The sequence below is a fragment of the Bifidobacterium sp. ESL0682 genome, assembly GCF_029392815.1.
Classification (GTDB): Bacteria; Actinomycetota; Actinomycetes; order Actinomycetales; family Bifidobacteriaceae; genus Bifidobacterium.
In genome coordinates, this window is record NZ_CP113942.1 from 1519851 (window position 1) to 1543131 (window position 23281).

Genomic DNA, 23281 nt, shown 5'->3' on the forward strand with positions numbered 1-23281 from the left:
GCTCATCATGGCAATGCCCGAAAACGACACCATCTGGCCACCAATCAGCGAGAACCGCATCCAGGACGAATACCGGCACGAAAACGCCTGGTACGCAGGCGACGAGACCGCACTCAGCACCCTGTACATGAACGAGACCAATGGTAGCCTCGGACTGTTCGGCCATGTCAAACGCTTCTTCTGGGGCACCCCCACACCCGCCGACGCCAAACAGCGACCCGTCAAGTTCCACTTGCCGCTGCCTGCCGAAATCGCGAGAATGAGCGGCGAACAGCTGTTCAGCGAAATGCCGTCCATCCGCATGGACGACGACAGTCAAAACGACAAGCTCGCTGCCGCACTCACTGACCTGTTGGACGACAGTGCACACGCGGAACTCCTGCAGGCAGGCGAACTGGCCAGCGTGTTCGGCGGCACCTACCTGAAAATCCAATGGGACCGGAGCATCGACGCCAAGCCGTTCATCACAGCCGTGGCACCCGACCATGCGCTCCCCGTGTTCGGATTGGGCGGACGGCTCAAATCCGTCACCTTCTGGAGCGATCTGCCCCACCTCGACCATTCGAAGGCCGACTACCGGCTACTCGAAGAGCATTCCTCCGGACGCATCGAATACGCCCTCTACGAATCCGGTTCAGACACCATGCTCGGCCATCGCGTCCCGCTCGACACGCACCCGGTCACCCAAGGACTAGAAGTGGATGCGCAAAGCGGCATCAGCACCGGCAGCACGCTGCTCACCACCGTCTACGTCCCGAACGTCAAACCCAAACGCCGTTTGCGCAACGATCCCGCCAGCATGCACCTGGGACGCAGCGACCTTGAAGGGGCCGAAGGCATATTCGACGCCTTGGACGAGGCCTATACCAGCTGGATGCGTGACATCAGGCTCGGCAAGGCACGGGTGTTCGTCAACCGTCAGATGCTTGAGCAGCACGGCCCCGGACATGGAGCCTCGTTCAATACCGATCAGGAGATCTTCACCCCGCTCAACGGGCAGCCGGGCAGTGCACTGAATCAGGGGCAAATGCTGGAGACCTTCCAGCCTTCAATCCGCTGGGAGGAACACAAGCAGACCTGCGAGGAACTCGTGGAGCGGGCCTATTCGGCCTGCGGGTTCAGCGCCTCGACGTTCGGCAATTCGGGCGACGTGGCCATGACCGCCACCGAAGTCCAGCAGCGCGAACGTCTCACGATGCTCACCCGCGATTCGAAGATACTCTACTGGCGTCCACAGCTGGTCAGGCTCTTTTCCGCCCTGCTCGACGTCAACAGCTACGTCTTCGACGGTCCGAAGCGCGGTGAAGCTAAACCGAGCGTGGAGTTCCCGCCGGCGGCGACGGATTCGCTGAACACGATGGCCCAGACCCTCAACATGCTCGCCTCGGCCGAGTCGGCTTCCATCAAGGTCAGGGTGGAGATGCTCCACCCGAACTGGAACGACGAGCAGGTGGCAGCCGAAGTCGGGCTCATCAAGGCCGACCAGTCGATGCCCGCCATCGGCGAACCCTCAATCCAATTGCCGTCCTTCACCGGAGACAAGGAAGATGACGGAAACGACGACAACGACGATGAGGCCGAGCAGTGAGCGAGCAGCCACAACAAACCGAACAGGAACAACAGTCACCCAGCAGCGCGGCAGATGCGCTCATCGCGCTCTATGTGTGGGGCGACATGATGTGGGTCAAGTCACTGGGCAAGGCGTTCAGCCGCATCCGCAACGCCAAGTACGGCAGCGAGCTTCAGACGGCCGTCAGCTACATGGAGCAGCAGGGTCGGCTGATCGTCAGCCGGTTGGATTCGCAGACCCCAGTGCTGTTGGAGAATCTGGTAGACAGCGTCCGGCATGAAACGGCGGAACAGGCGAAGCACATACCGCCTTCGCCGCCGTCGCATGTCGGGACGCCGCAACCGCCGGAGCCTCCACGGTTCGACTTCACCGTGCCGCTCGGCCAGCGCGCCACCGACGCGATACGCGTGGACCTGCAGACCGAGCTGAAGAGCATCCGCGCCCGCATCCTGCGACAACAGAACGACATCTACAAGCTCACCGCCGCAGGCGCCGCCACCCACAGCGTCCAAACCAACGGCGATCCCATCAAAGTCGCGCAGCAGCGGATGATGACGGACCTCCTGCAGCACGGCACGACTGGGTTCACCGATCGTGCAGGACGTGAATGGCAGCTTTCCAGCTACGTGGAGATGGCCGTCAGGACCGCCACGATGCGCGCGTTGAACGAAGCGCACCTACAGGTCATGACGGCCGCAGGCATCAGCCTGTTCACCGTCCCCACGCACGTCCGCACCTGCCCACTCTGCTTCGCATGGCAGGGCAAACTTTTAAGCCGTACTCCAGACCCAAGGGCCGACGCGACCATAGACGAGGCAAGGGCACATGGGTTGTTCCACCCGAACTGCGAACACAGCATCGTCGCCTGGCACGAAGGCGACAAAATGCAGAAGCCACGCGAATGGTCGAAGGACGACGAACGCATGTGGAAAGCATCGCAGCAGCAGCGCGAACTGGAACGCAGGATACGGGCGCAGAAGCGCGTGCTGCTCGCCTCCCCCGCACCTGAAATGCGCTCCGAGGCACGCAAGAAGATACGCGATTACCGTACGCAGCTCAAGGCGCTCACGGATTCCACCGGCCTGCTGCGACGGCCGCACCGCGAACAAGTCGACCTCGGTCTGAGGCCAAAGGTCGTCACCAAATGATTTCCCGGCCGTCCGAAACGGGCAGCCGCAAATAATAAATAGATCCGAAACGGAGAAAACAACAATGGCAGAACAAGCAGCCGGCAACACCGAAACCGGTAGTGAAAACCTCGAAGGCCAGCAGACTTCCAACCCCGCAACGGGTGCTGAAGACGCAACCGGCACCGAAAGCCAGAACGCCGAAGTCACCGACTGGAAAGCGGAAGCCGAGAAGTGGAAGGCCATGTCGCGCAAGAACGAGGCTCAGGCCAAGTCCAACGCCGACAAAGCCAAACAGTTCGACGAGTTCCAGGAATCGCAGAAGACGGAGCTGCAGAAGGCGCAGGACGAAGCCGCGAAATACAAGGCCGAGTTCGAAGCCCAACAGGTCAAGTCCCTGCAAGCCGAAACGGCAGCCAAGAACAACATCCCCGTCAGCCTGCTCACAGCCACCACGCAGGACGCGCTCGACGTCCAGGTAAAGGCGCTGCTCGATTTCAAGACCCCGCAGCCGGCCTCCAAAAGCGGCGTGGACGTTGGCGCCGGCTCCAACCAGCCGCCGGTGTTCACACAGGCGCAGGTCAGCGACCAGAAGTTCTACCACGAACACCGGGATGAGATCCTCAAGGCCATGTCCGAGGGACGCATCCGTTAAGCTCTAGAAAGGCAACATCACCATGACAGACAACATCACCACGGGCGCAATCGCACCGTTCATCCCCCAGGTGTGGGCGAACGAGGCGTTGGAGATCCTGCGTAGCAACATCGTCCTCGCTCCGATGGTCACCAAGGACGCCGACGTGGCCACGTTCAACGTCGGCGACACCCTGCACATCCCCTACGTCGGCACGCTGCAGGCGCACGACAAGGTGCAGGGCCAACCGGTCACCAAGCAGGTGCCGAACACGAGCGACACCGCCGTGAAGCTCGACAAGCACAAGGAGGTGACGGTCGAGATCGAGGACTTCGCGAAGGCCGTCGCCACCCCGCTCGTCGAACAGCAGTACGTGAAGGCGCAGATCATCGCCCTCGCCGAGCAGGTGGAGACCGACCTGTTCAACATCTACAGCCAGTTCAGCGGCTCCGTCGGCACCGCCGGCACCAACATCGACGCCGCCACGCTGCGCGCCATCAACAAGAAGTTCACCGACAACAAGGTGCCGGCAGGCGACCGCCATGTGGTCATGAGCACCAAGGATTCCGCCGCGCTGCTTGCCGACGATTCCCTGCAGAGCTTCTTCGCGTTCAACGACGGTTCACGCGGGGATGTGACCACCGGCCAGCTCGGCCGCATCTATGGCCTCCAGCTGCACGAATCACAGCTCGTGCCCGCCGTCGAAGGCACCCCCACCGTGACCAACAACCTCGCGTTCGATCCCGGTGCCATCATCCTCGCGTCCCGCGCGCTGCCTATGGCCCCGACCGGTTCCGGTACCGTGCAGTCCGTCGTCGCCGACCCCGTTTCGGGTCTGACCGTCCGCTGCTCGATGAGCTACGACCACGATGACCTCGGAGTGCAGACCACGTTCGACATCCTCTACGGTGTCAAGAAGCTGCGCGACGAGAAGGGCTTCGTCGTCCTCTCTCTAATCAAAACGAACCATTAAATATTCTTTAATGGTTCGTTTCAATCGTGTGCGTCGTGGCCGGTAATCATGTCAAACTCCACGGCGCACACCCATATCCAAACGAAAAGAGACTGTTTTGAAGTACATCAAGAACGCCGAGGGCGGCGTGCAGGCCGTCAGCGACGAGCACTACGACAAATACCTCACCGTCAGGGACGATGCCGGAAACATCCAGCTGAAGCCCGGCTACGAGGAGCTGAAGGAAAAGGACGCCAGGAAGTCAAATCCTCAGCTCTTTGGTGAAGTTGACCCGCATATCGTTTACTCGGCCAAGGAACTCGTGGCCAAGCGCAAGTATGCGCAGGAGCTTGCCGCCTTCCAGAAAGCCGATGCTGAAGCCACACAGACACCGATTGACCCGGTCCCCGCAGCAACTCCTGCGCCAACGGCTTCGGCAACCTCACAGGCTTCTGCTGCCGCCGACAAGAAAGCCTCTGCCAACGACGCCAAGAAGGACAAGTAAACCATGCAACCCGTGTATGCGACCAAAGAGGATTGGCGCCAGTACCGAGGTTTGAAAGAGAACGCAGAACTTCCCCAGAACCTTGACTCGCTGCTGAACGCCGGTTCCCTTGCCGTCCGTGAATACACGGCGTTATGCGTCTACCCGGTTGACGGGCAAGGCCTGCCTACCGGTCGCCGCGCCAAGGAAGCGATGCGTGATGCCACGTGCGCCCATGCCACGGCCATGCTGCAGCTCGATATCGACCCCGACAGGGGTGGGGCGGTCGACACCCGCACCAAGACGTCGAAAAGCATCAACGGCGCGTCGATAACCTACAACAAAAACGAGCAGGACAGCGAGGCCGAAGCACGGCTGCAAGTGGCTCAGGGCATCGCTCCTACCGCGCGACGGATACTCGATGCGGCCGGCATGTCTGGCGGCTCGCCGTGGCTGGGAGGCTGATATGGACGAGCTCGACGAATTCTACGTGCATCGTGCCGTCGTCCGCACGTCGGAAGGCGTGAACGGCGACGGCGAGGACATCTATACGGAATCCGATGCCGTCCCGTGCTTCATCAACGACCAGTCGAAACTAATCCGCGACCAGCAGGGGCAGCAGGTCGTAGGTTCCACCACCGTCATCTGCAGCAACCAATATGCTCCCCTGTTCCGGCAGGACAGCGAGGTGCTGCAAGTAACAGCCGATGGGACGAAAGTCTCCAGAGGCCGCGTGGCATTGGTCGATGTGGCCGATAGCGGGCCGTTGGGGCTGCCTGACCATACGACCGTCAATCTCGTCTGAAGGAGAAGCATGAAGTTCGACGGCTCGTTCGACTTCTCAAACCTCGAGAAGGGCGCCAACCGGGCCCGTACCAAAGGGCTCATGCAGGCCGGAGAGCATATCAGGCAGGTGAGCGCCGAGCTCGCGCCGAAGGAATCCGGCTCACTTGCAGGTTCCGCCGACGTGCGTATGACCGGAGACGGCCATCTGACGGTCGTGTTCCCCGGCCCGTACGCACGCTATCAGGAGTTCGGCGTCTTCTACCGGCACGGCCGGTTCGGCGCCCCGCTCCGCCACGACAACGGGCAAAGCTTCTTCCTGACCACCGCGATGAACACCGAGAAGGACCGTTGCATCGACATCATGGCCGACGCATTGAAGGAGGATCTGTGAGTGGATACAACCCCACTGCCGCCCTGCTTGAAGGCGTGGCCCAGCTGCTCGCCGACCACGATATCGGCGTCTACCGGACCGGCAAACCGTATGAGGTTACCGACACGGCCATCATCATGAAGACCATGCCCACAAGCCCCGACCGGTGCATCATTCTCAACTGGACGCCGATGCAATCCGACCCGAGCCTGCCACGGGAATCCGGCATACTGCAGACCGCCTGCAGAGGGCTGCCCGGCAAGCCGCTCGACAGCGACCGTCTCGCCGACCTGTGCAGGCAGCAGCTCGACGGGCTCACCTGCCTCGGTCTCGGCGACGGGGTGAGCATCACCCAGTGCTGGAAGCGCAACGGCGTCAACATGGGGCAGGACGAGAGCAAACGGTGGGTCACCGCCGTCCAGTTCAACGTGGACCTCGACCTGCCTCCCACCAGGCTCCGGCCGACAACCGGCACCTGGTAAACAATCCTGAAAACAAAAACGAAAGGAACATCATCATGACCATCGCATTGGCACGCCGCTTCAAGGTCGAAATCTCGAAGGACGGCACTACATGGAATCCCCTAAATGGCTTGACGGATTTCAACCCGAAGTTCGACCCGACCCTGCAGGACGCGAACGACTATGAGAACGAGGGCTGGGGTTCCAAGGAGATCACGATGAACACGTGGTCTTTGGAATGCAAGGCCAACCGCATCATCACCGCCAACAGGTTCGACGAAGGACAGGAACTGTGCCGCAAATGCGTCGGCAAGTTCGGCGAGGACGCGCGACTCTACGTGCGCTGGTACGACCGCAACGGCATGCCGGAAGCCCATCAGGGCCGCGCCATCGTCGGGTACACGCAGTCGAAGACCGGCGTCGCCGACCTCGAAGAGGTGTCCATCACCTTCACCGGCGACGGTGTATGCGAGGAAATCGACAACCCTGCAGCATCTTCTCCGGCGCCCAGTTCCCCGTCCACGCCCTCCACCGAATCCGCGGTGTCCGGCGACGGTACGACTCCGGAAAATCCCGCCTCATACACTGTGCCTTCCATCGACGAATCTACCGAAGACACAGCATCCGCCACACCTGCCGAGTAATTTCGGCAGACCATTTAACATTTCCCGCCTTTTCCTCCACTTTCCTGTCATTGCTCCGGGAAGAGGCGGGACTTCTCTAATTCAACCGGCAGAGCAGCAATGGCACTTTCCCAGGAGCAACAATGACATTCAAGGATTTCAAAGACATCGCACCCGAACCGCTGGACCTGTCCATCAGCGGCAAGACCTACACCATTCCGGCAGTCAGCGCAGCCGACGGTCTGAAGGCATGGCAGTGGATCCGCAGCGGCAAGAAGGATGACGGCCAGCCTGCCAAAGTCGAGGACATCGCCGGCATCCTGCTCGGAGACGTCCAACAGCAGCTCATCAACGACGATATAAGCTGGCAGGCCCTCAACCGCGTGTACCTCACCGTCATCAGCGACTTCACCAACGGCCGCAGGAGCGCCGAAGCCATGTGGGAGACCGGCGGCGACCCAAAAGCACTCGAACGGCTGACCGCATCCGCAAGGCGGGACGAGGCAAATACGACCCGGAAACCGGACTCTACGAATGGTACGAAGACATCCCGGAAGAAGCCCACGGAGGCACGATAGCGCCAACATGGCCCCAACTGCTCGACCATTGGGACCTGCTGGTCGCCGACGCGCAGGAGCGGTACCAGCTCGAACTCGACAACAAGCAGCTCTTGGAACAACGCCCGTGGCCGTGGCTGGCACGCCGCGTCATCGGGCTGATCGGCGTGGACGGCAGACTGCGCAGAACGTTGGAAGCGGAACGGAAGGACAAGGACCATGGCCAGCGGTAGCACCGAAGTAGGCAGCATCAAGGGGCTGCTGGAGCTCGACATCACCGACTACATGGAAGGCATCGAGAAGGCCAAGACCGCCGAACAGGAGCTGAAGCACGGCGACGGCGACACCGACCTCCGTATCGGCGCGGACGTGCACGAGGCCGTCGAGAAGATGGACGAGGTCACCGCCAAGGCCGACAAGCTGGGTGACGAGTCGAAAGACATTCGCATGGATGCGGATGTGGATGAGGCGGTCGGCAAGATACAGGCCGTCGCCGCCACTGTCGACGAGGCTACCGGCGACGAGAAGGAAGTCCAGGTAGGCGCCGATGTGCAGGAGGCCATGGGCAAGGTCGAGCAGGTGGCTACGGTCGCCGACGATCTCGAGGCCAAACGTGTCCAGATGCGCGTGGATGCTCGCGTGGACGAGGCCATGGCCCGTATCGACGAGGTGACAGCCAAGGCTGATGGTGCCGCCAAGACGCATACGGTGATCGTGGATGCGAAGACCGGCAAGGCCGTCGGCGAGATCGAGGCCGTGAGAACTGCCGAAACATCGTTGGAACGTTCCAACGCCCGCCTGTCGGAAGCATATTCGGAACTGGACGCGGTGCAGTCTCAGACCGTGTTCAGCCAGTCGAGCCTGATGACCGCCGAGGCTGCTGCGACACGTGTCGAAGAGGAGCAGGCCGCAGCCCAGAAAAAACTCAACCTCGTACTGGCCGAATACGAAGTCGCATTGCAGGCCGATGCCACGGCATCAACGGCAGACGCTTCCGCCAGCGGCAGGGAGGCGTCGCAAACCAACAGGGTGGCCGAGGCGAAACGTTCCGGCGCCGCAGCCTCGCAGGCCGACGCCAAGGCCACCGAGACGGATACTGCGGCCAAGAACGCCAACGCTGACGCGTCGGAACGGCAGGCGGCGTCCCAGAACATGCTCCGCAACACACTGCTGCTCGTCGCGCCGGCTCTTGTGCCCATCGCCGGTGCCGCCGCTGGCGCGGGTACAGCTCTGATCGGGATGGCGGCCTCCGGCATCCTCGCGTTCCGCGGGGTCAACACCGCCATGGACGAGGGGTCTCTGACTGGCCAGCAGTACAGTGCAGATCTGCGTTCCCTTGGCAATGACATGGACAGGCTTTCGAATACGGGTGCAGTGGCCTATTTGTCCGGCATGAACCAGGTTGCTGGGGAGCTGCATGGCAGCATGCCGGTGCTCAACGGCGATGTGAGCATGTTCAGCCGGGGTCTGGGCACCATCAGCGGCAACGCGTTGCAGGGGGTATTGGGCCTGCTGCGGGAGATGACGCCGGTGTTGGTGAGTGTGGATTCCGGGTTGGAACGTAGTTCCGCGAAGTTCGCCAGCTGGGGTACGGGCAGCGGCGCGAAGCAGTTCGTCTCCTATCTTATTTCCACGCTGCCTTCCGTCGGCTCGGCGCTGTCCAGCCTGATCGGCGCAGCAGGCCATGTGGCCAGCGCGTTCGGCCCGTGGGGCAGCCTTGTGCTCACGGCCGTGACCGATGTCAGCGATGTGATCCAGGCGATTCCCACGCCGGTTCTGTCGGTTTTGGCGACCGGGGCGATGGCCGCTTATACGGCTTTCAAACTGTTTGGTGCCATCACTCCTATCATCGAGGGCGTGCAGGCGGCCATGGAGGGTCTTGCTGGCGGTGAGGCTGCAGCCTCGTTGGCTTCGTTGGCGACACCGTTGGGAGCGGTCACGGTGGCTGTGGGGCTGCTTGGTGCCGCGTATGCTGCGGTTGCCGGGAAGAACAGGCAGGCCACGAATGCGCAGCAGGATTACACGTCGGCGCTGCAGCAGTCGAACGGGGTCGTTGACCAGAATGTCGCGAAGAGCGTCGCCAAGCAGGCGAAAGATTCCGGTGCTCTTGACACCGCCGGCCAGCTGGGCATCGCTCAAGGCAAGGTGACCGATGCTATCACCGGGCAGAACGACGCGTATGATTCGCTGACGAAGAGTCTGCAGAAGACCATCGATTCCGGTACGACGTACACGACCACGCAGTACGGCATGTCGGTGTATCAGGACAAGAACGCGAAGGCGGCACAACAGCTGCTGAATACGGTGAAGGAGCAGCACGGGGCCTATCAGAAGGCTGCGGACGACCAGAAGCAAGTTGCTGCGGCGTCGCAGGATACGACGACGAAGCTTTCGGCGCAGGCGCAGATTCTCGGTTTGAGCCAGGGCGAGTGGACCCGGTTGCAGAATGCGGAGACGCAGGCGAGTGCTGCGGCCAAGGACTACAAGTCGGCGTTAGACCTGCTGAACGGGCAGGCGCAGAATCTGGATCAGGCTACCAGTACGCTGACGATGCAGTTCGACACGATGGCTTCGACCATCAGGCAGAACATCTCGCAGGTCGGCAAGGCCAAAGCCACGAGCATGGACGTGAACACGACGTACGGCGCGAAGAACCACCAGCTCATCGAGCAAACTGTGAAAGACGCCCAGGACGAAGCGGATTCCATTATCAACAGCGAGGGCAAGTCACAGAAGGCGTATCTGGATGCGAACCAGTCTTTGACGGAATCCAGACAGAAGATTCTCGATGTGGCGGCAGCCAACGGACTCAACCGCAATCAGGTGTCCGCACTGCTCGACCAGATCATGAAAATGCCCGCCGACCCTACGACCCACATCATGGTGGACGACGACCAGGCGAAGAGCGAGCTGAAGAATCTCGGAGTCACGGCCGCCAACGTTTCCAAGGATGAGAAGACCATCACCATCACCGGCGACAACAAAAAGGCCATGGATGCCATCGCCAAAGTCACAGGGGCGAAAATCGACGACAAGACCGGCAAGCTCACTCTGGACAAGCAGCAGTATGACGTGGCCTTGGCCATCGCCAATGGCGCTGCCATCGATACCAAGACCGGGCAATTGAAGGCTGACAACAATGAATACTGGCAGAAGCTAGCTCAGACGAACGGCTGGAAAATAGACCCGCATACTGGCCTGCTGATCGGAGACAACGGCCAGTACATGTCGGCCCTAGGCATAGCCAACGCTTCAACATTGAACGACAAGCAATCAGTACTACGCGCAATTGACCAAGCATCCGGTGTCGTGGCGACGGTCGAGCAGGAAAAAATCCACGACAAGTATTTCAGGATTGTCACGGATTATATCCATAACAATATCGAGACAGGCGGCAACTTCGACAATAGTGGGGTTCCATTCGCAGCAGGTCTTGGTAAGGGCTATACGGGCGGGGAGTTTGACGGCAGGTCCTTCCTGAAAGGTTATGCTTCCGGCGGCGAGTTCGAAGGGGCGGTCACCGGCCCGTATTCGCCCGTCAAGGACAATGTGATTCTGCAGAATGCACGTCTGAACCCGGGCGAACATGTGCTCACGGTTGACGATGTGCGCGCGATGGGCGGGCAGAAGGCCGTCTACGCGTTCCGCAGCAGTCTGCACAATCCGAAACCCGTCTACCGAACACGCGAGGAAGTCGACCGCATTCCCCAGCGGAAACACGAGACGCGGCCGATACAGATCATCGTGCAAGGCAACGGCGACCCCGATGCCACCGCACGACGCACGTACGAGCTGTTCAGGCAGAAACTGGAGGTGTGAATTGAGAATCACCGTAGAGCCGAAGGGACGTCCCGAGCACGGTATCATCCTGCTCGACAGCCATGAGCAGTGGGGGCACGACCCGTTTCCCGACAATATGGCGTTCCTGTCGGCCATGCCGGAAGGTTGGTACGATTCGCTGGAACAGCGGAACTCCCCGGTCGTCAACCCGCAGGGCGACGGCTCGTACATGCCGCTCCGCCTGTTCACCTCGCACCGCACCGTCACCCTGCACTGCCGCCGCAGCCAGCACCGGTGGTCGCGGCAGTCGTCGTCTCTGGCCGACCTGCGGTTCCTCGACCTTCTGAACAGCCTTGTCACGCAACGGGTCCGTCTGGCCGTAGAGGACGGGCTGGGCCGCAGGCACAGCGACGGGATACTCACACAGCCGATAACGCAGTCATGGCCGGGCGTCGAATCGACACGGTTCACACTCATCCTCAGCCTCGACCCGCTGAAACTCGGCGACCCCATCGCCGGCACGCTCACAGGGAGCGGGACCCTGCACATCGAAGACAACGGCATGGCCCCAAGCCTCCCATCCATCCACGTGGACGGCCCGGTCACCAGCCTTTCCGTAGCCTCCGGCGGCCATTCCGTACAGTGGTCGGGCAACGCCGCAAGCCTCGACATCGATTTCAGCGATCTGACGCCCAGCAGCGGCAGCATCACGGACGACGACCTGTTCGCCATCCAGCCCGGCGCCAACAGCATCGCCGTGTCCGCGGACCGGACGGCGAAGACCACACTGTCCTTCTGCCCCGCATGGAGGTAAGCATGGAACCATTGACCGTCAATGCCTACGACACCGTCACCGGAGCCTATATCACCCGCATACCCGTCAGCGAATGCGACTGGTCCGACGAACGCAATGGCAAAGGCAGCCTCAACGTGACCGTGCCCCTCACCGACCAAACCGCACGAAAATCCGTCTGGGCCAAAGTAAAACCATGGAAGGCGACGCTGGCGGTCCTACAAGGCGAAACGGTCAGATACGCCGGCCCCGTGGTCTCACGCCACTACACCATCGGCGGAGAAAGCGCGTCCGACGAGCTGAAATACACGTGCGGCAGCATGATGACCCTGCTCGGCAAACGTCTGGCCATCGACCCCGCGAACCGTGCCGGATGGGTGGACCGCCAGATCGTCATCGACGACCAGCATCCTGCAGCAGGCATGAGCGTGGAATATTCTGCGACCGGGCCGAACGTGCTGTACCGTCTCGTCCAGATAGCCCTGCAATGGGGGCCGCTGCCCGTCGACTCGCCCGCACCGGTTGCAGGCGGAAGCGTGAGCATCAAGTATCTGATCACCGACCTCAAGACCATCTCCGACGCGATGGGCGACATCACCCAGCGGGGCTACGAGACCCGTTTTGACCCATACATCGCAGACAACACTCTCCGCTACCGTTTCAAGGCGTCTGGCACGCTGGCCGAACATTCATGGGCGTTCAACCCGCTCGCCCCGGAGCAGCGGGTCATCATCACCGACGTGGACGACGACGGGCAGGAGATGATCGGGCAGGAATGGGAGGTCGGAGGGTCGAACGACGACAAGGCCTTCATGGCCAGGGCCGACTCCTCCGCGCTCACCGATGACGGATATCCCCTATTGCAGGGCGGCGACCTGAGCCATTCGACCGAAGCGAGCCTCGGCAGCCTGCAGGGGTACGCCCGACGCACCGTCTCGGCAGGCTCGCATGGGCAGGACACCTATCAGCTGCGCATCGGCTGCGAGCACAACGTGCTCGCCGGGGACTCCATCGGCCTGCATACGGACGACCCCGTTCTTGGCCGTACACAGCTGACGTTGCGCGTGGAAAGCGTCAAGGGCTCTTTCTCGGACGAATTTCTGACAGTGGAGGTGAAATGAGCAGCGGCAACGACCCATTGCGTTGGATAGTCGAGCGTCTGAACTCCATGCAGAAGCAGCTGGACGAAGCCTCCCGCCCCAAGCGCACACAGACCTATGCAAGCGTCGACAAAATCAGGGAACAAGACCAGCATTTTACCGACCTGCAGAAGAAGGTCGATGCCATCGTGGAACAGAACAGCGGGGTGCCGGTGTACGTAGTGTCATCGCTGCCTGCGTCGAGCCCGTCGGTGCCGTGCGTGCTGCTGGTCGCTGACACGTCGAGCGTTCGCGCGTGGTTCGACGACGGCAAATCCAGGCGCGCGGTGTCGCCGGGGGTCACGCGCGTTTCGGCGGGGATCTTCGACTTCGCGCGTATGGGCGATCTGGCGACCGTAAGCGTGGGACGGAATCCGGTGGGCTTGGCCCTGCCGGCACGCACGACCACCGTCTACACGCAGCGCATACCTGAAGGATTCCGGCCCCACAGCCGGGTTTCAGGAGCATTGGCGGGAGCCGATGATGCCGGTGCGCTCGGCTATTACGAGCTGCTGCCCGACGGCGGCATCGCGATTACGCCGTCGTCGGCGGTGGCGGCCTCCCGCACCGTGGTGGTCGCCAGCATCGCCTACGAGACCGCATAAGGAAGAGGGGAACACATGAGTGTGATCAGCAGGCTGCCGGGCAGGGGGACATCCTCCTGCACCGCGGCGGCACGGAAACGATCGGGGTGCGCTGGACGCAGGACCGTGGTGACGGTAGAGGATTCCAGCCCGTTGACCTGCTGCGCTGGCAGGGTGTGCTGGAGCTGCGCTCGCCGTCGGGTGCGGTGTGGTATTCGCAGCAGTGCCGGCTGACCGCCGACGGGTTCGCCGTCGCCACAATACCCGCTACCGCGTTCGTGACGAACGTCTGGATGCAGCGTCAGGGCGGCGAGTGGCGTATTCGCGCGTGGCCGAGCGATGATTCCGACAGTACGGAGATATTGGGGTGGGGCTATTGGAGTCTCGCCCTCTGACATATACAAGGGAAGTGACCAGTTTATGGTGGATCAGATTTTTGACAAGCGTGAGGTGTGTATCCCGGGCCCGCAAGGCGAACAAGGCGAGCAAGGGCGGCAGGGGCTGCCCGGAGTCAATGCCGTTCCGGCCGATAAGGCCGTCGCAGCATACCTAGCCGACCCCGATGCGGCTTCGGGGCGAATCATGGACGGCAAGCTCGACAAGGCCGTGTACGATGCCGACTACCACATCACCGACGACGACCGGGCTGACGCCCCAGCCCGCGAACCGGGCGTAGGTGCGATGGCGCACCCCGTGGTACATGCCGCGCAGACGTGGGGCACTTACCGCCACGCAGCGGTGCAGTCTACGATTGCCGGTACAGACCGCACCGTGCGGGTGCTCGGCACCGACGGGGCTGGTCTGGCCAAGTACCTCAACCGCGACAGCGCAGCCTCATATGTCAGCAACTCAATGGATCCGGCTATGCACACAATCGAGCCTGCCTCGTATACGTCGGCCGGATTCCGGGCACGTACCACAGCTGACGTGCAGGGACTGCTGCCGGGCATGATTGTTGACTCCGGCTCCCGGTCCGGAGTCAACCGAGACTGGTACGTGGGCGTGGTATCCACTATCGATGGCATAGATGTGGGCCTGGAGGACGGCTGGCACCTGTGCCGCAACGATGACGGCCCGGATGTCATGGGCACCCCTCCGTCGTACAACCCGTTAATCCTCTCGCCGACCACCAAATTGTACGGGCAAAACATACTGGTCGACAACCGCGCCGGCGTGAACGCCATGACGGGGTCAGAGATCGACATGGTCGCCATGAACGATACAGACGACAGCGTCGGTCTTGATATTGTGAGCATGGGCGTCAAACAGGTAATCGACGGCGTACATGTCAGGTCAACCAACGCCTCGACCACCTTCCAGACAGCGTTTCGCTCCACCGGCAGGGCTGGCGCCAAGGCTATCGCTGCCCACGACATCAACAGTCCGTCCGCTGGTTTCGGCATCGACAACGACGGTACCACTCATGGACTGCGCCAGACCGTGACGGTAATGGATTCGGAGACCATAGATACAAACCCCGGCGTCGTGATCTTCTACGCCCAGCATCTTACAGTCTTCAAACTCCCCTCGGCCCCCAGAGGCACCGTGCTTACGCTCATTACTCTCAATGACTGTGTCCTGCAGCCCCAGACCACGCTCGTGCGCCCGACGGGCAACACCGACGCCGGCGTCAATATACGTCTGTCAAGGGCCGCCGATTTTCTGCACACAGCCGTATCCGACGGCACCAACTGGTACATGGACTAATTCCTTGAAGGCAGCATCAAACAGAAACGAGGTTATCTTGCCTGATTATCCATCCGGCACTCCTTTGTGGCTGTTTGTCATCGTCGCCCTGATCCCGGCCGTCAGCTCCATCGTGGTCGCCGTCATCAGCAGCCACAAGCTCGACCAGGCGTCGGCATCGAACAAGGCCGACAACGAGGACCTCAAATCGGCCATCGAGGACGAGCTCAAGGAGTCTTCGACCATCAGGCGCATGGACGAAAAGCTCGACAACGACTGGGAGCACGGACAAGAGCTCGACAGGCGGTGGCGGAAGTCAAGCTCATGATCCTTCGGCAGGACCTGTTCGCGCCAATCACTGACCGAGCCGGCCACGAGCACGCCATCCAGTCCGGCGAGGAGTATGTCAGGCTCGGCGGCAACGGCATCGGCCACTTGCGCCTCGAATGGCTCAAACAGCGCTGGCAATGGCGGCAGGACCACGACGACTGGAACTACACGCACGATGACCAGCAGAATAAGGAGAAGGAACCATGACACCGCTCAAACGCTTCGCCGCACAACACAAGCTCATGCTGCAGGCAATCGTCATCCTGCTCGCACTCGTCCTGCTCGGCCTCGCGACCGGCGCACTCATATTCGCGGTTATGGAGGCCTGCGGGCTGGCGGAATGGGCTGCGCTCATCTGGCTGCTCGCCACCGCATAGCACATCCAGAAAAACAGACCACGGCCGTCCCACAAGCGGGGCGGCCTTTTTCATGCCCCTGACAGGGCGGAAGGAAGAATATCCATGACAATGAGATTCGTGGACGTCAGCAACTACACGCCGGACTTCGACCCGGCTGCCGCGGACTGCGACGGCGTGGTCGTCCAGTGCACCTGGGGTGCTGGCGAGCTCACCCACAACGGCATCGTCAACAGCGTGTGGCCGGGCGCGGACCCCATCATTCAACGCGCGGCGCAGGCGGGCAAAGCGGTCGGTTACATGCACTATTGCCGAGGCCGGGCCAGCGCCGAAGCGGAGGCGCAGTTCTTCGCCTCCGCCACCGCCGGCTACCTGCACTGCTTCGTGCCGTCGGTGGATTGGGAGGAGGGCGACAACCGCGCCTACGGCGACGTCTCCTACCTCGACCGCTGGCTCGCCGCCTACATCGACATCACCGGCGTGCACCCGCTCGTCTACCGGGGCCGCAAGGACGCCGGCACCGTCGACTCCATCGCCAAGAAGCACGACTGCGGCGTATGGGACGCCTGCTACGCCAGCGAGAACCCCACCGGCTGGCAGGAGCACCCGTGGAACGGGCAGCCCGCCACAATGCGCCAGTACACCAGCAACGGCCGCATCAACGGCTACGGCAAGCCGCTCGACCTAGACCTCTTCTACGGCGATAGGGATGCGTGGAACCGTTATGCCGCAGGCAGTGCAAGCCCCGTACCCCAGACGTCAGCGGCAGCCACGGCACAGCTCGCCGTCGACGGTGCCTGCGGGCCGGATACCGTACGCCGCTGGCAGCAGGTCATGGGCACGCCGGTAGACGGGGTGATCAGCGGGCAGGTGCAGCCATCCGGAGGCTGGACGGGACGGCCCGCACTCAACGCCTACTCCTACGGCAATGGCGGCTCGCAGCTCGTCCGCCGCGTCCAGGCCGTGCTCGGGCTCCCGCAGGACGGGCTGCTCGGCCCCGATACCGTACGCGGCATCCAGGCGCATCTGGGCGTCGCCCAGGACGGCGTCTTCGGCCCCGCCACCGTCAAGGCCCTCCAGACCCGGCTCAACCAAGGAACCTTCTAAGGAGGCAGGAATGGCAGAAGAAGAAACACCGCACGAGGCCGAACACGCCGCACGCGACAACACCAGCGGACGCACGCCGTTCACGCAATGGTGCAAGGCCGCCGCCATCCGCGCGCTGAAGACCGGCGCGCAGGCCGCGCTCGCCACGATACCCACCACCGCCGCCACCATCGGCAGCGTCAACTGGCCCATCGTCCTCGGCACCGCCGCGCTCGCCGCCCTCTGCAGCATCCTCACCAGCATCGCAGGCGTCCCCGAAGTCCAAGACGGCGCCAGCCTCCCACAACTCAAATAGACCAACATCCTTAAAAACAACATCAAATGTTTAAGTTGATGTCGAATCTTTAAACCCAAGCGCCCCGCACCGGCATCAAAGCCGGAGCGGGGCGACTTTCGTCGTTTCTGGACCAATCTGCGCTCACAAAACAGGTTTTCGTCATTTCGTCCCGAAAACGCTGGAATCAAGCCTGTCAATTATGACTAAAATTGTATGTCTAAACATACAATTCGTCTTTTTTGATAATCAATCAATAATTTATTGTTTGCAATATTTATTTTCAAATTCGCTGAACGACAGTATTTCTACAACTTGAGATTCCTCAAGGGGCGCCACAACCTCATTTTCTTCGTTAACTGCACCCCAAGCTTCAATATCGCTTATGTCCACGGCTTTCTTAACTTTTTGCACTATAACGAAACCTCGTAAGCCTTTGCTGGCAAAATATGGGCTACATAAAGCTTTGGGAGTCTTAGTAAAAGAAACCCAGTGACCGTCAAAACGTATGCTTCTGAGATCTGATTGCCTAACCCATCGACGATGGTCTTCCCGGAACGCCTCTTGTTGGTTATCTCCAAAGTCATCATATTCCGACAACGTCGGTTCGTCGCCCCCGCCGTGATGGACTCTGAAAATCAGCATTCCTTCAACAGCTCTTAAAGAAGGGCATTGCCGATATATGCGTGTCCACATCAAATCGCTGAAGGAAAGTCCATCTCTGGGTACAGCGCTCATGGTTTTGGTTCGCCAGTCATGAATGAAATCAGCAATACCGGCTTCGCTTAAGCCCCCAGACGGTTGAATATTCTCTTCTGTCATACTGTTTCCTTTTGCTGCACATCGGGTTCCATGAAAATCAGGCACAAATCAGGCACACTTTTTAGAAAAATATCATATTTCAACTAATGCACAAAATTTATAAAACCTTGAAATTCCAACGTTTCCCAGCTAAGACCTACTGCCATATAAGGGAATTTTAATGGTTCGAATCCCTCATCGCCCACTCTCTTAAACCCTTGGAATCGCAACAATTCCAAGGGTTTATTTTTGTTTTGAAGCTTTTGATCGGTTTTTGCCCCACCTGGACTCCGAATTTTCAGACTTCATTCCCTTGTCTATGAACCTATTTGAAAACTGTTATTATCAATCGGCCTCTTCAGAATCTGATAAAAACAACGGATTCCGATAATGCATTATCGATTCTTACGATAGTCTTCTCGTCCATAACCACAGCCAGTTGAGCGAATTCCACAATGGTTCTGCCATAATGGGACTCACATGGCAGCCGGTCAGAACGAAGCGTCATGCGGTTTGCGTTTATCTCCCTGCCAAAAAGACGGGGCGAACGCTGGCCTCATCCGCCACAACACTGGCGGTTCATCGAGATTATCAAAGGAGTCTGAAATGGCTGAACCATTTAAAGCCGACACATCCAACCCTGCAGTCGTCCAGAGTTCGTCGGACGTGTTCAATGCGCCTATCTCACAAGCGGACCCCGAAATCTCGTCGCTGATCCAAGACGAGCTCAAGCGCCAGCAAAACGGTCTTGAGATGATCGCTTCCGAAAACTTCGTGCCCCGTGCCATCCTCGACGCACAGGGTTCCATCTTGACCAACAAATACGCAGAAGGATACCCCGGACGCCGCTATTACGGCGGCTGCGAATTCGTCGATGGCGTCGAGACCCTGGCTCGCAACCGTGCCAAGGAACTTTTCGGCGCCGAGTTCGCCAATGTTCAGCCACATTCGGGAGCGCAGGCCAACGCAGACATGGAGGCGTTGCACGCCCGTGTCATCAAACTGACCGAAGACTTCCCGCTTTATCCGGGGCTCTGAGCCATAGCTGAACACTCGATATGCTAAAGTCCCCACCGGTTTATCGCCGGTGGGGACTTTAGCATAAAAGGTAAATTCACATTCCTGTTTAGCGGCCTTTGCCGAAAGCGCGGAGACGGATGCCGTTCCAGTCGTCAGAGACCGTTAATGGAGTGGCCGCGTTCATGCCGGCGGTCTTTGCAGCAGATTGCACCGTATTGGAAGCGGCAGCTCCCGAGCGGCCGGGCTTCGGGGTCAAAATCCAAAGTGGCCCATCTTCGCCGATGACGCTATAAGCGTCGACGATGGTATCGGCCAAAGCGTCTTCATCATCGCCGTCGCGCCACCAGATGATGACGCCATCGACGGCAGAATCATAATCCTCATCGACCAAATCCTGGCCGGTCAATTCCATGATTCTCTCGGATGGATTCACTTACATCGTCATCCCACAGCCATTCCTGCACGATGTCGCCTTCGTGAAAACCGAACTCTTCAGCGTTTTTTGATGCCGTTTCATTCACCCTTCCAATATAGCAAACCGTGGGGAATTGCGCACGCAGCCACACGCGGTGTTATCCACATTACGGTCACTCTTAGGCATATCTGGCACCACTGTATCTACGGACAGATAGCAGAAGCGTGCGGAACCACCACAGCAAAGGCAAAGCGTCGGAAATGACGAATCAGAAAGACAATCGAGCCAAGCAGCCAGAAGGCAACAAACCATGAACAAAATACAGTTGTGAAATCGTCACGAGCTCAATAGCGTGGTTACCCGCAAACTTCGCTCATTAATTCGCCGTGCAATGCGGCAGGTCCGCATCCTTGCCTTGCCCGATGGCGACAAGCGACTTATAGGCTTCATCGAGATTGGACACCTTCACGTCGCGCAGACCGGAAGGCACATGTCCCACACCAACCTCGCTGCAATTGTCGGCAGGAGCCAGGAAATAAGTGGCCCCATCACGCTTGGCTCCAAGCATTTTCAGCTGAATACCGCCGATTCTGCCGACGGTGCCGTGCTTGTCGATCGTGCCAGTGCCGGCTATCGTCTTGCCACCGGTCTCGTCGGCCGGGGTGAGCTTGTCAATGATGCCCAGAGCATACATCATGCCCGCCGAAGGACCACCAATATCGTCAACATGCAGTTTGACCTTGGCCGTATCGGCTCCCGCGATCTTCCGCTTCTCGGCATACGCGAGCGCCGCACTGGTGGCAGCGTCCTGGGAAGAGCTCATCTGCTTGGTAGCCGTTTTGTGATACTGCTCGGGCGTTTGCCCGACAGGGAACACAGCCTCACTGGGCATAACCTGCTGCTTGGGGTTAATCCATGCAAGCAGAGTATGAATGCCAAGCGTCGAAGAAGCACCTGGAACGCCTTGCGCATTGACCGTCAGCAAGAGAAGCTTGCCCTCGCTCTTATGCGTGGAGGCATTGCTTATCGCGATGACCTGTTTGCCGTCCACTTTGCCAAGAACGTCTTGGGTTGGCCCTGCCGATTCGACGACATAGGGACTCGGGAGTACCAAAGTCAGCAGACATAACGCCGCGCAGAATAGACCGGCGAAATATTTCAGCGAATGGCGGGAGGAACGGCGGCTTCCACGTCGAGAGCCATGAGCAGTTCGGGAACGATTGGAACCGTGGTCCCCAGCGACCGAAGCGGAAGAATCGATACCGTCATCGGTAACGGAATCGGCATCAACAGTGGTATCGGAGTCGATATCGCCGTTCTGGATGTCACCAGAATCGTCGCCAGCGCCCTCAGCCACAGCGTCTTCCTCAATCACATTACCATCCGAAGATTCACCGGCAGCGCTTTGAATACGAATGTCGCCATCCGAGGGATCATTCCAATGCTCCTGAGCCTCGGCATTGGAGTCGAAATTCTCTTGCTGCTGGGATGACGAACCGCCCGTGTGACGGCCATGCTGGGTTGCCGACGCACGATGGTTGCCTGTTGCGCTGTGTTTGCTGCGTGCCATAGTCCTCAAGTATTGCGCTTTGCCGCGACGCAAGACAAAGAAAAAGCGAAAATACACAGTGTCATCAAGAATTATCATTCGGTAGCGTAGAAACGGGCGTAAGACCATGGAAGACCATAATATGGAGTCATCAAACCGTCTATGGGCACTGTGCTTCGACGAGACTTTAGATAAGGACTAAACGGTATGGACGAAAATGCGATTCACCAATGGCTGATCGATTGCTTTGGCCAGATTCAAGGCGATATGGCTTTCCAACAGCTCAACGCCCTGCCTGACGCCGTGAAGAACCAGCTTATCGGTCAGGACCCGTCCAAGCTGCCCAAGCCCGCCGAGGTGAAGGCGCTGATGAGCGCATTCGCTTCCAGCGGTCTCAACACAGTAGGCGACATGCAGCAAAGCGCCGATGAGGGCCCCATCAACGTGAAACTGGCAACTTCTCTGGCGCTGGCCGTCGCCAACGACGAGGGCAGCGAGCAGACTGTCACGGCTACCGAGGGCGAAGCCGTACGCCGCGCCATGAGCGAGGCCAATCTTTGGCTCGATACCGCCTGCGACATCGACCCGGCTCCGGGCGAACCACAGGTGTTCACCCGCGCCGACTGGGTGAATGCGACGGTCAATTCCTGGGCGAAATTCGCCAGCCCAGTCGAAGAGTCCATGGGCAACGCACTCTCCAGCGTGATTTCCGAACGGTTCGGCGACGCTTTTGACGGCGGCGAAATCGCAGGCATTTTCGCGGGCCCTGTGCCGGTGCCGATTCCGGACAACATGAAGGATCCTGCCAATCTCATCAAGATTCTCGGCAACACCGCCTTCTCAACACAGCTCGGGCACGCGGCAGGCCAGCTTTCGCACGAAGTGCGCGGCAGCTTTGACCAAGGCATCGCCTTGCAGAAGAACCCCGCCGGCGCACTCATCGCGCAGAACTCCATCGAATACGCCAAGACGTTGGAAATCGACCAGTCCGAAGTGCTGGCATTTTTGGCACTCGAAGAGGTGGCCCACGCCCGTCTCTTCGCCCACGTGCCGTGGCTGATGCCGCGTTTCGAGGCACTGATCGGCAAGTACGCCCGTGGCATCAACATTGATTTGGACGCCATGGAAGAACAGCTGCGCGAAGCCACTTCGATGGATCCCGATTCGATTTCCGGAGCCGTTGATCTCACCAAGGTGGGCATCGCCGACACCCCGGAACAGAAGGAAGCGCTGAACAGTCTTGAAACGTTGCTGGCGTTGGTCGAAGGCTGGGTCGACGCAGTGACGTGGAAGGCCGGCATGGCCCATATTCCGCACATCGAGCAACTGCGCGAGATGGTGCGCCGCGAACGTGCCGTCGGCGGGCCGGCGGAACGCACATTCGAAAGTCTGCTCGGCATGGAACTGCGCCCGAAGCGCATGCGTGAGGCGGCCGACATCTGGGAGAAAATCGGAGCGGAACAAGGCGACAAGGCACGCGACGAGAAGTGGTCGCACCCCGACCTACTGCCGAAGTTGCCGGATAGCGAGGAGGACAAGGCCGAGGCCATTAATTCGGAAACCATCGAATCCAGCAGCAATACCAATCCCGATGCGAACATCACGGCTCCAAGCGCTGACGGCAGTAATGGCGCGGAATCCAAGCCGACCATCGATTGGGACGCCGAACTCGAGAAACTACTCGATGCTCAAGGCGATGACGGAGACGCCGAAGACGCTGATACCGACAACGGAGACAATGCCGACAACAGCAAGGGTGAGGAAGACGGTTCGCCAACGCCAGACGATTCAAAGAAGCCTGATGACGGCAATGACCCATCGAACGAAACCGACGGCAACAAGCCGAACGACGGTGATAGTCCTCAAATCTAACAGCCGAATAT

Annotated in this window: 25 protein-coding genes and 2 pseudogenes; 24 read left to right on the top strand and 3 right to left on the bottom strand. The window is 60.0% G+C overall.

Going from position 1 to position 23281, the window contains the following annotated elements; genetic code table 11:
- Positions 1-7: 7 nt before the first annotated feature.
- From OZX57_RS06470 to OZX57_RS06575, 22 genes are all read left to right on the top strand, one after another.
- Positions 8-1588 (top strand): phage portal protein, encoded by a 1581-nt coding sequence (locus OZX57_RS06470; RefSeq protein WP_277161875.1) that lies wholly within the window; start codon positions 8-10, stop codon positions 1586-1588.
- Positions 1585-2718, top strand: a complete 1134-nt coding sequence (locus OZX57_RS06475) for a phage minor capsid protein (protein ID WP_277161876.1) — start codon at positions 1585-1587, stop codon at positions 2716-2718. The genes OZX57_RS06470 and OZX57_RS06475 overlap by 4 nt, the downstream gene beginning before the upstream one ends.
- Positions 2719-2782: 64 nt before the next feature.
- Positions 2783-3352: a hypothetical protein gene (locus OZX57_RS06480; protein WP_277161877.1), complete on the top strand. Its 570-nt coding sequence runs from the start codon at positions 2783-2785 to the stop codon at positions 3350-3352.
- Between the two features lie 22 nt (positions 3353-3374).
- On the top strand, positions 3375-4304 hold the full coding sequence (locus OZX57_RS06485) for a P22 phage major capsid protein family protein (RefSeq protein WP_277161878.1): 930 nt from the start codon (positions 3375-3377) through the stop codon (positions 4302-4304).
- A gap of 97 nt (positions 4305-4401) precedes the next feature.
- Positions 4402-4788, top strand: coding sequence for a hypothetical protein (locus tag OZX57_RS06490; protein WP_277161879.1), 387 nt, complete (start codon positions 4402-4404; stop codon positions 4786-4788).
- Positions 4789-4791: 3 nt separating this feature from the next.
- Positions 4792-5232: a hypothetical protein gene (locus OZX57_RS06495; RefSeq protein ID WP_277161880.1), complete on the top strand. Its 441-nt coding sequence runs from the start codon at positions 4792-4794 to the stop codon at positions 5230-5232.
- Position 5233: 1 nt separating this feature from the next.
- Positions 5234-5572, top strand: coding sequence for a hypothetical protein (locus tag OZX57_RS06500; protein ID WP_277161881.1), 339 nt, complete (start codon positions 5234-5236; stop codon positions 5570-5572).
- 9 nt (positions 5573-5581) lie between these two features.
- Positions 5582-5944 carry a hypothetical protein gene (locus OZX57_RS06505; RefSeq protein ID WP_277161882.1) on the top strand — a complete coding sequence of 121 codons (363 nt, stop codon included), beginning with the start codon at positions 5582-5584 and terminating at the stop codon, positions 5942-5944.
- The gene (locus OZX57_RS06510; RefSeq protein ID WP_277161883.1) at positions 5941-6405 is read left to right on the top strand and encodes a minor capsid protein; all 465 of its coding nucleotides are present in this window, start codon (positions 5941-5943) and stop codon (positions 6403-6405) included. Before OZX57_RS06505 ends, OZX57_RS06510 begins: the two co-directional genes overlap by 4 nt.
- A 35-nt stretch (positions 6406-6440) precedes the next feature.
- Positions 6441-7028: a hypothetical protein gene (locus tag OZX57_RS06515; protein WP_277161884.1), complete on the top strand. Its 588-nt coding sequence runs from the start codon at positions 6441-6443 to the stop codon at positions 7026-7028.
- Between the two features lie 122 nt (positions 7029-7150).
- Positions 7151-7585, top strand: coding sequence for a hypothetical protein (locus OZX57_RS06520; protein ID WP_277161885.1), 435 nt, complete (start codon positions 7151-7153; stop codon positions 7583-7585).
- A gap of 198 nt (positions 7586-7783) precedes the next feature.
- Positions 7784-11383: a hypothetical protein gene (locus OZX57_RS06525; RefSeq protein WP_277161886.1), complete on the top strand. Its 3600-nt coding sequence runs from the start codon at positions 7784-7786 to the stop codon at positions 11381-11383.
- A 1-nt stretch (position 11384) separates the two neighbouring features.
- Positions 11385-12158 (top strand): hypothetical protein, encoded by a 774-nt coding sequence (locus OZX57_RS06530; RefSeq protein WP_277161887.1) that lies wholly within the window; start codon positions 11385-11387, stop codon positions 12156-12158.
- A 2-nt stretch (positions 12159-12160) separates the two neighbouring features.
- Positions 12161-13258: a hypothetical protein gene (locus OZX57_RS06535; protein WP_277161888.1), complete on the top strand. Its 1098-nt coding sequence runs from the start codon at positions 12161-12163 to the stop codon at positions 13256-13258.
- The gene (locus OZX57_RS06540; protein ID WP_277161889.1) at positions 13255-13881 is read left to right on the top strand and encodes a hypothetical protein; all 627 of its coding nucleotides are present in this window, start codon (positions 13255-13257) and stop codon (positions 13879-13881) included. Before OZX57_RS06535 ends, OZX57_RS06540 begins: the two co-directional genes overlap by 4 nt.
- 86 nt (positions 13882-13967) lie before the next feature.
- A complete protein-coding gene (locus tag OZX57_RS06545) occupies positions 13968-14255 on the top strand; it encodes a hypothetical protein (protein WP_277161890.1) in 288 nt (95 codons plus the stop codon).
- Positions 14256-14280: 25 nt separating this feature from the next.
- A complete protein-coding gene (locus OZX57_RS06550; RefSeq protein WP_277161891.1) occupies positions 14281-15567 on the top strand; it encodes a hypothetical protein in 1287 nt (428 codons plus the stop codon).
- A 37-nt stretch (positions 15568-15604) separates the two neighbouring features.
- On the top strand, positions 15605-15874 hold the full coding sequence (locus tag OZX57_RS06555; protein ID WP_277161892.1) for a hypothetical protein: 270 nt from the start codon (positions 15605-15607) through the stop codon (positions 15872-15874).
- Positions 15853-16083 (top strand): hypothetical protein, encoded by a 231-nt coding sequence (locus OZX57_RS06560; protein WP_277161893.1) that lies wholly within the window; start codon positions 15853-15855, stop codon positions 16081-16083. The genes OZX57_RS06555 and OZX57_RS06560 overlap by 22 nt, the downstream gene beginning before the upstream one ends.
- Entirely contained in the window at positions 16080-16253 is a 174-nt protein-coding gene (locus tag OZX57_RS06565; RefSeq protein ID WP_277161894.1) for a hypothetical protein, read from the top strand. The genes OZX57_RS06560 and OZX57_RS06565 overlap by 4 nt, the downstream gene beginning before the upstream one ends.
- Before the next feature lie 84 nt (positions 16254-16337).
- Positions 16338-17339 carry a GH25 family lysozyme gene (locus tag OZX57_RS06570; protein WP_277161895.1) on the top strand — a complete coding sequence of 334 codons (1002 nt, stop codon included), beginning with the start codon at positions 16338-16340 and terminating at the stop codon, positions 17337-17339.
- A gap of 10 nt (positions 17340-17349) precedes the next feature.
- The gene (locus OZX57_RS06575; RefSeq protein WP_277161896.1) at positions 17350-17634 is read left to right on the top strand and encodes a holin; all 285 of its coding nucleotides are present in this window, start codon (positions 17350-17352) and stop codon (positions 17632-17634) included.
- A gap of 240 nt (positions 17635-17874) precedes the next feature.
- On the opposite strand, the gene OZX57_RS06580 is transcribed toward OZX57_RS06575, so the two are convergent.
- The gene (locus OZX57_RS06580; RefSeq protein WP_277161897.1) at positions 17875-18435 is read right to left on the bottom strand and encodes a hypothetical protein; all 561 of its coding nucleotides are present in this window, start codon (positions 18433-18435) and stop codon (positions 17875-17877) included.
- 585 nt (positions 18436-19020) lie between these two features.
- Here OZX57_RS06580 and OZX57_RS06585 point away from each other — a divergent pair.
- Positions 19021-19383 (top strand): annotated as a pseudogene (locus OZX57_RS06585) (serine hydroxymethyltransferase); the annotation flags it as partial.
- Between the two features lie 157 nt (positions 19384-19540).
- Here OZX57_RS06585 and OZX57_RS06590 read toward each other — a convergent pair.
- Together OZX57_RS06590 and OZX57_RS06595 are read right to left on the bottom strand one after the other, a co-directional pair.
- A pseudogene (locus OZX57_RS06590) lies at positions 19541-19955 on the bottom strand (DUF3052 domain-containing protein).
- Positions 19956-20225: 270 nt separating this feature from the next.
- Positions 20226-21110 (bottom strand): S16 family serine protease, encoded by an 885-nt coding sequence (locus tag OZX57_RS06595; RefSeq protein WP_277162972.1) that lies wholly within the window; start codon positions 21108-21110, stop codon positions 20226-20228.
- Between the two features lie 495 nt (positions 21111-21605).
- On the opposite strand from OZX57_RS06595, the gene OZX57_RS06600 reads away from it, so the two are divergent.
- Positions 21606-23270, top strand: a complete 1665-nt coding sequence (locus OZX57_RS06600) for a zinc-dependent metalloprotease (RefSeq protein ID WP_277161898.1) — start codon at positions 21606-21608, stop codon at positions 23268-23270.
- Positions 23271-23281: the final 11 nt, after the last annotated feature.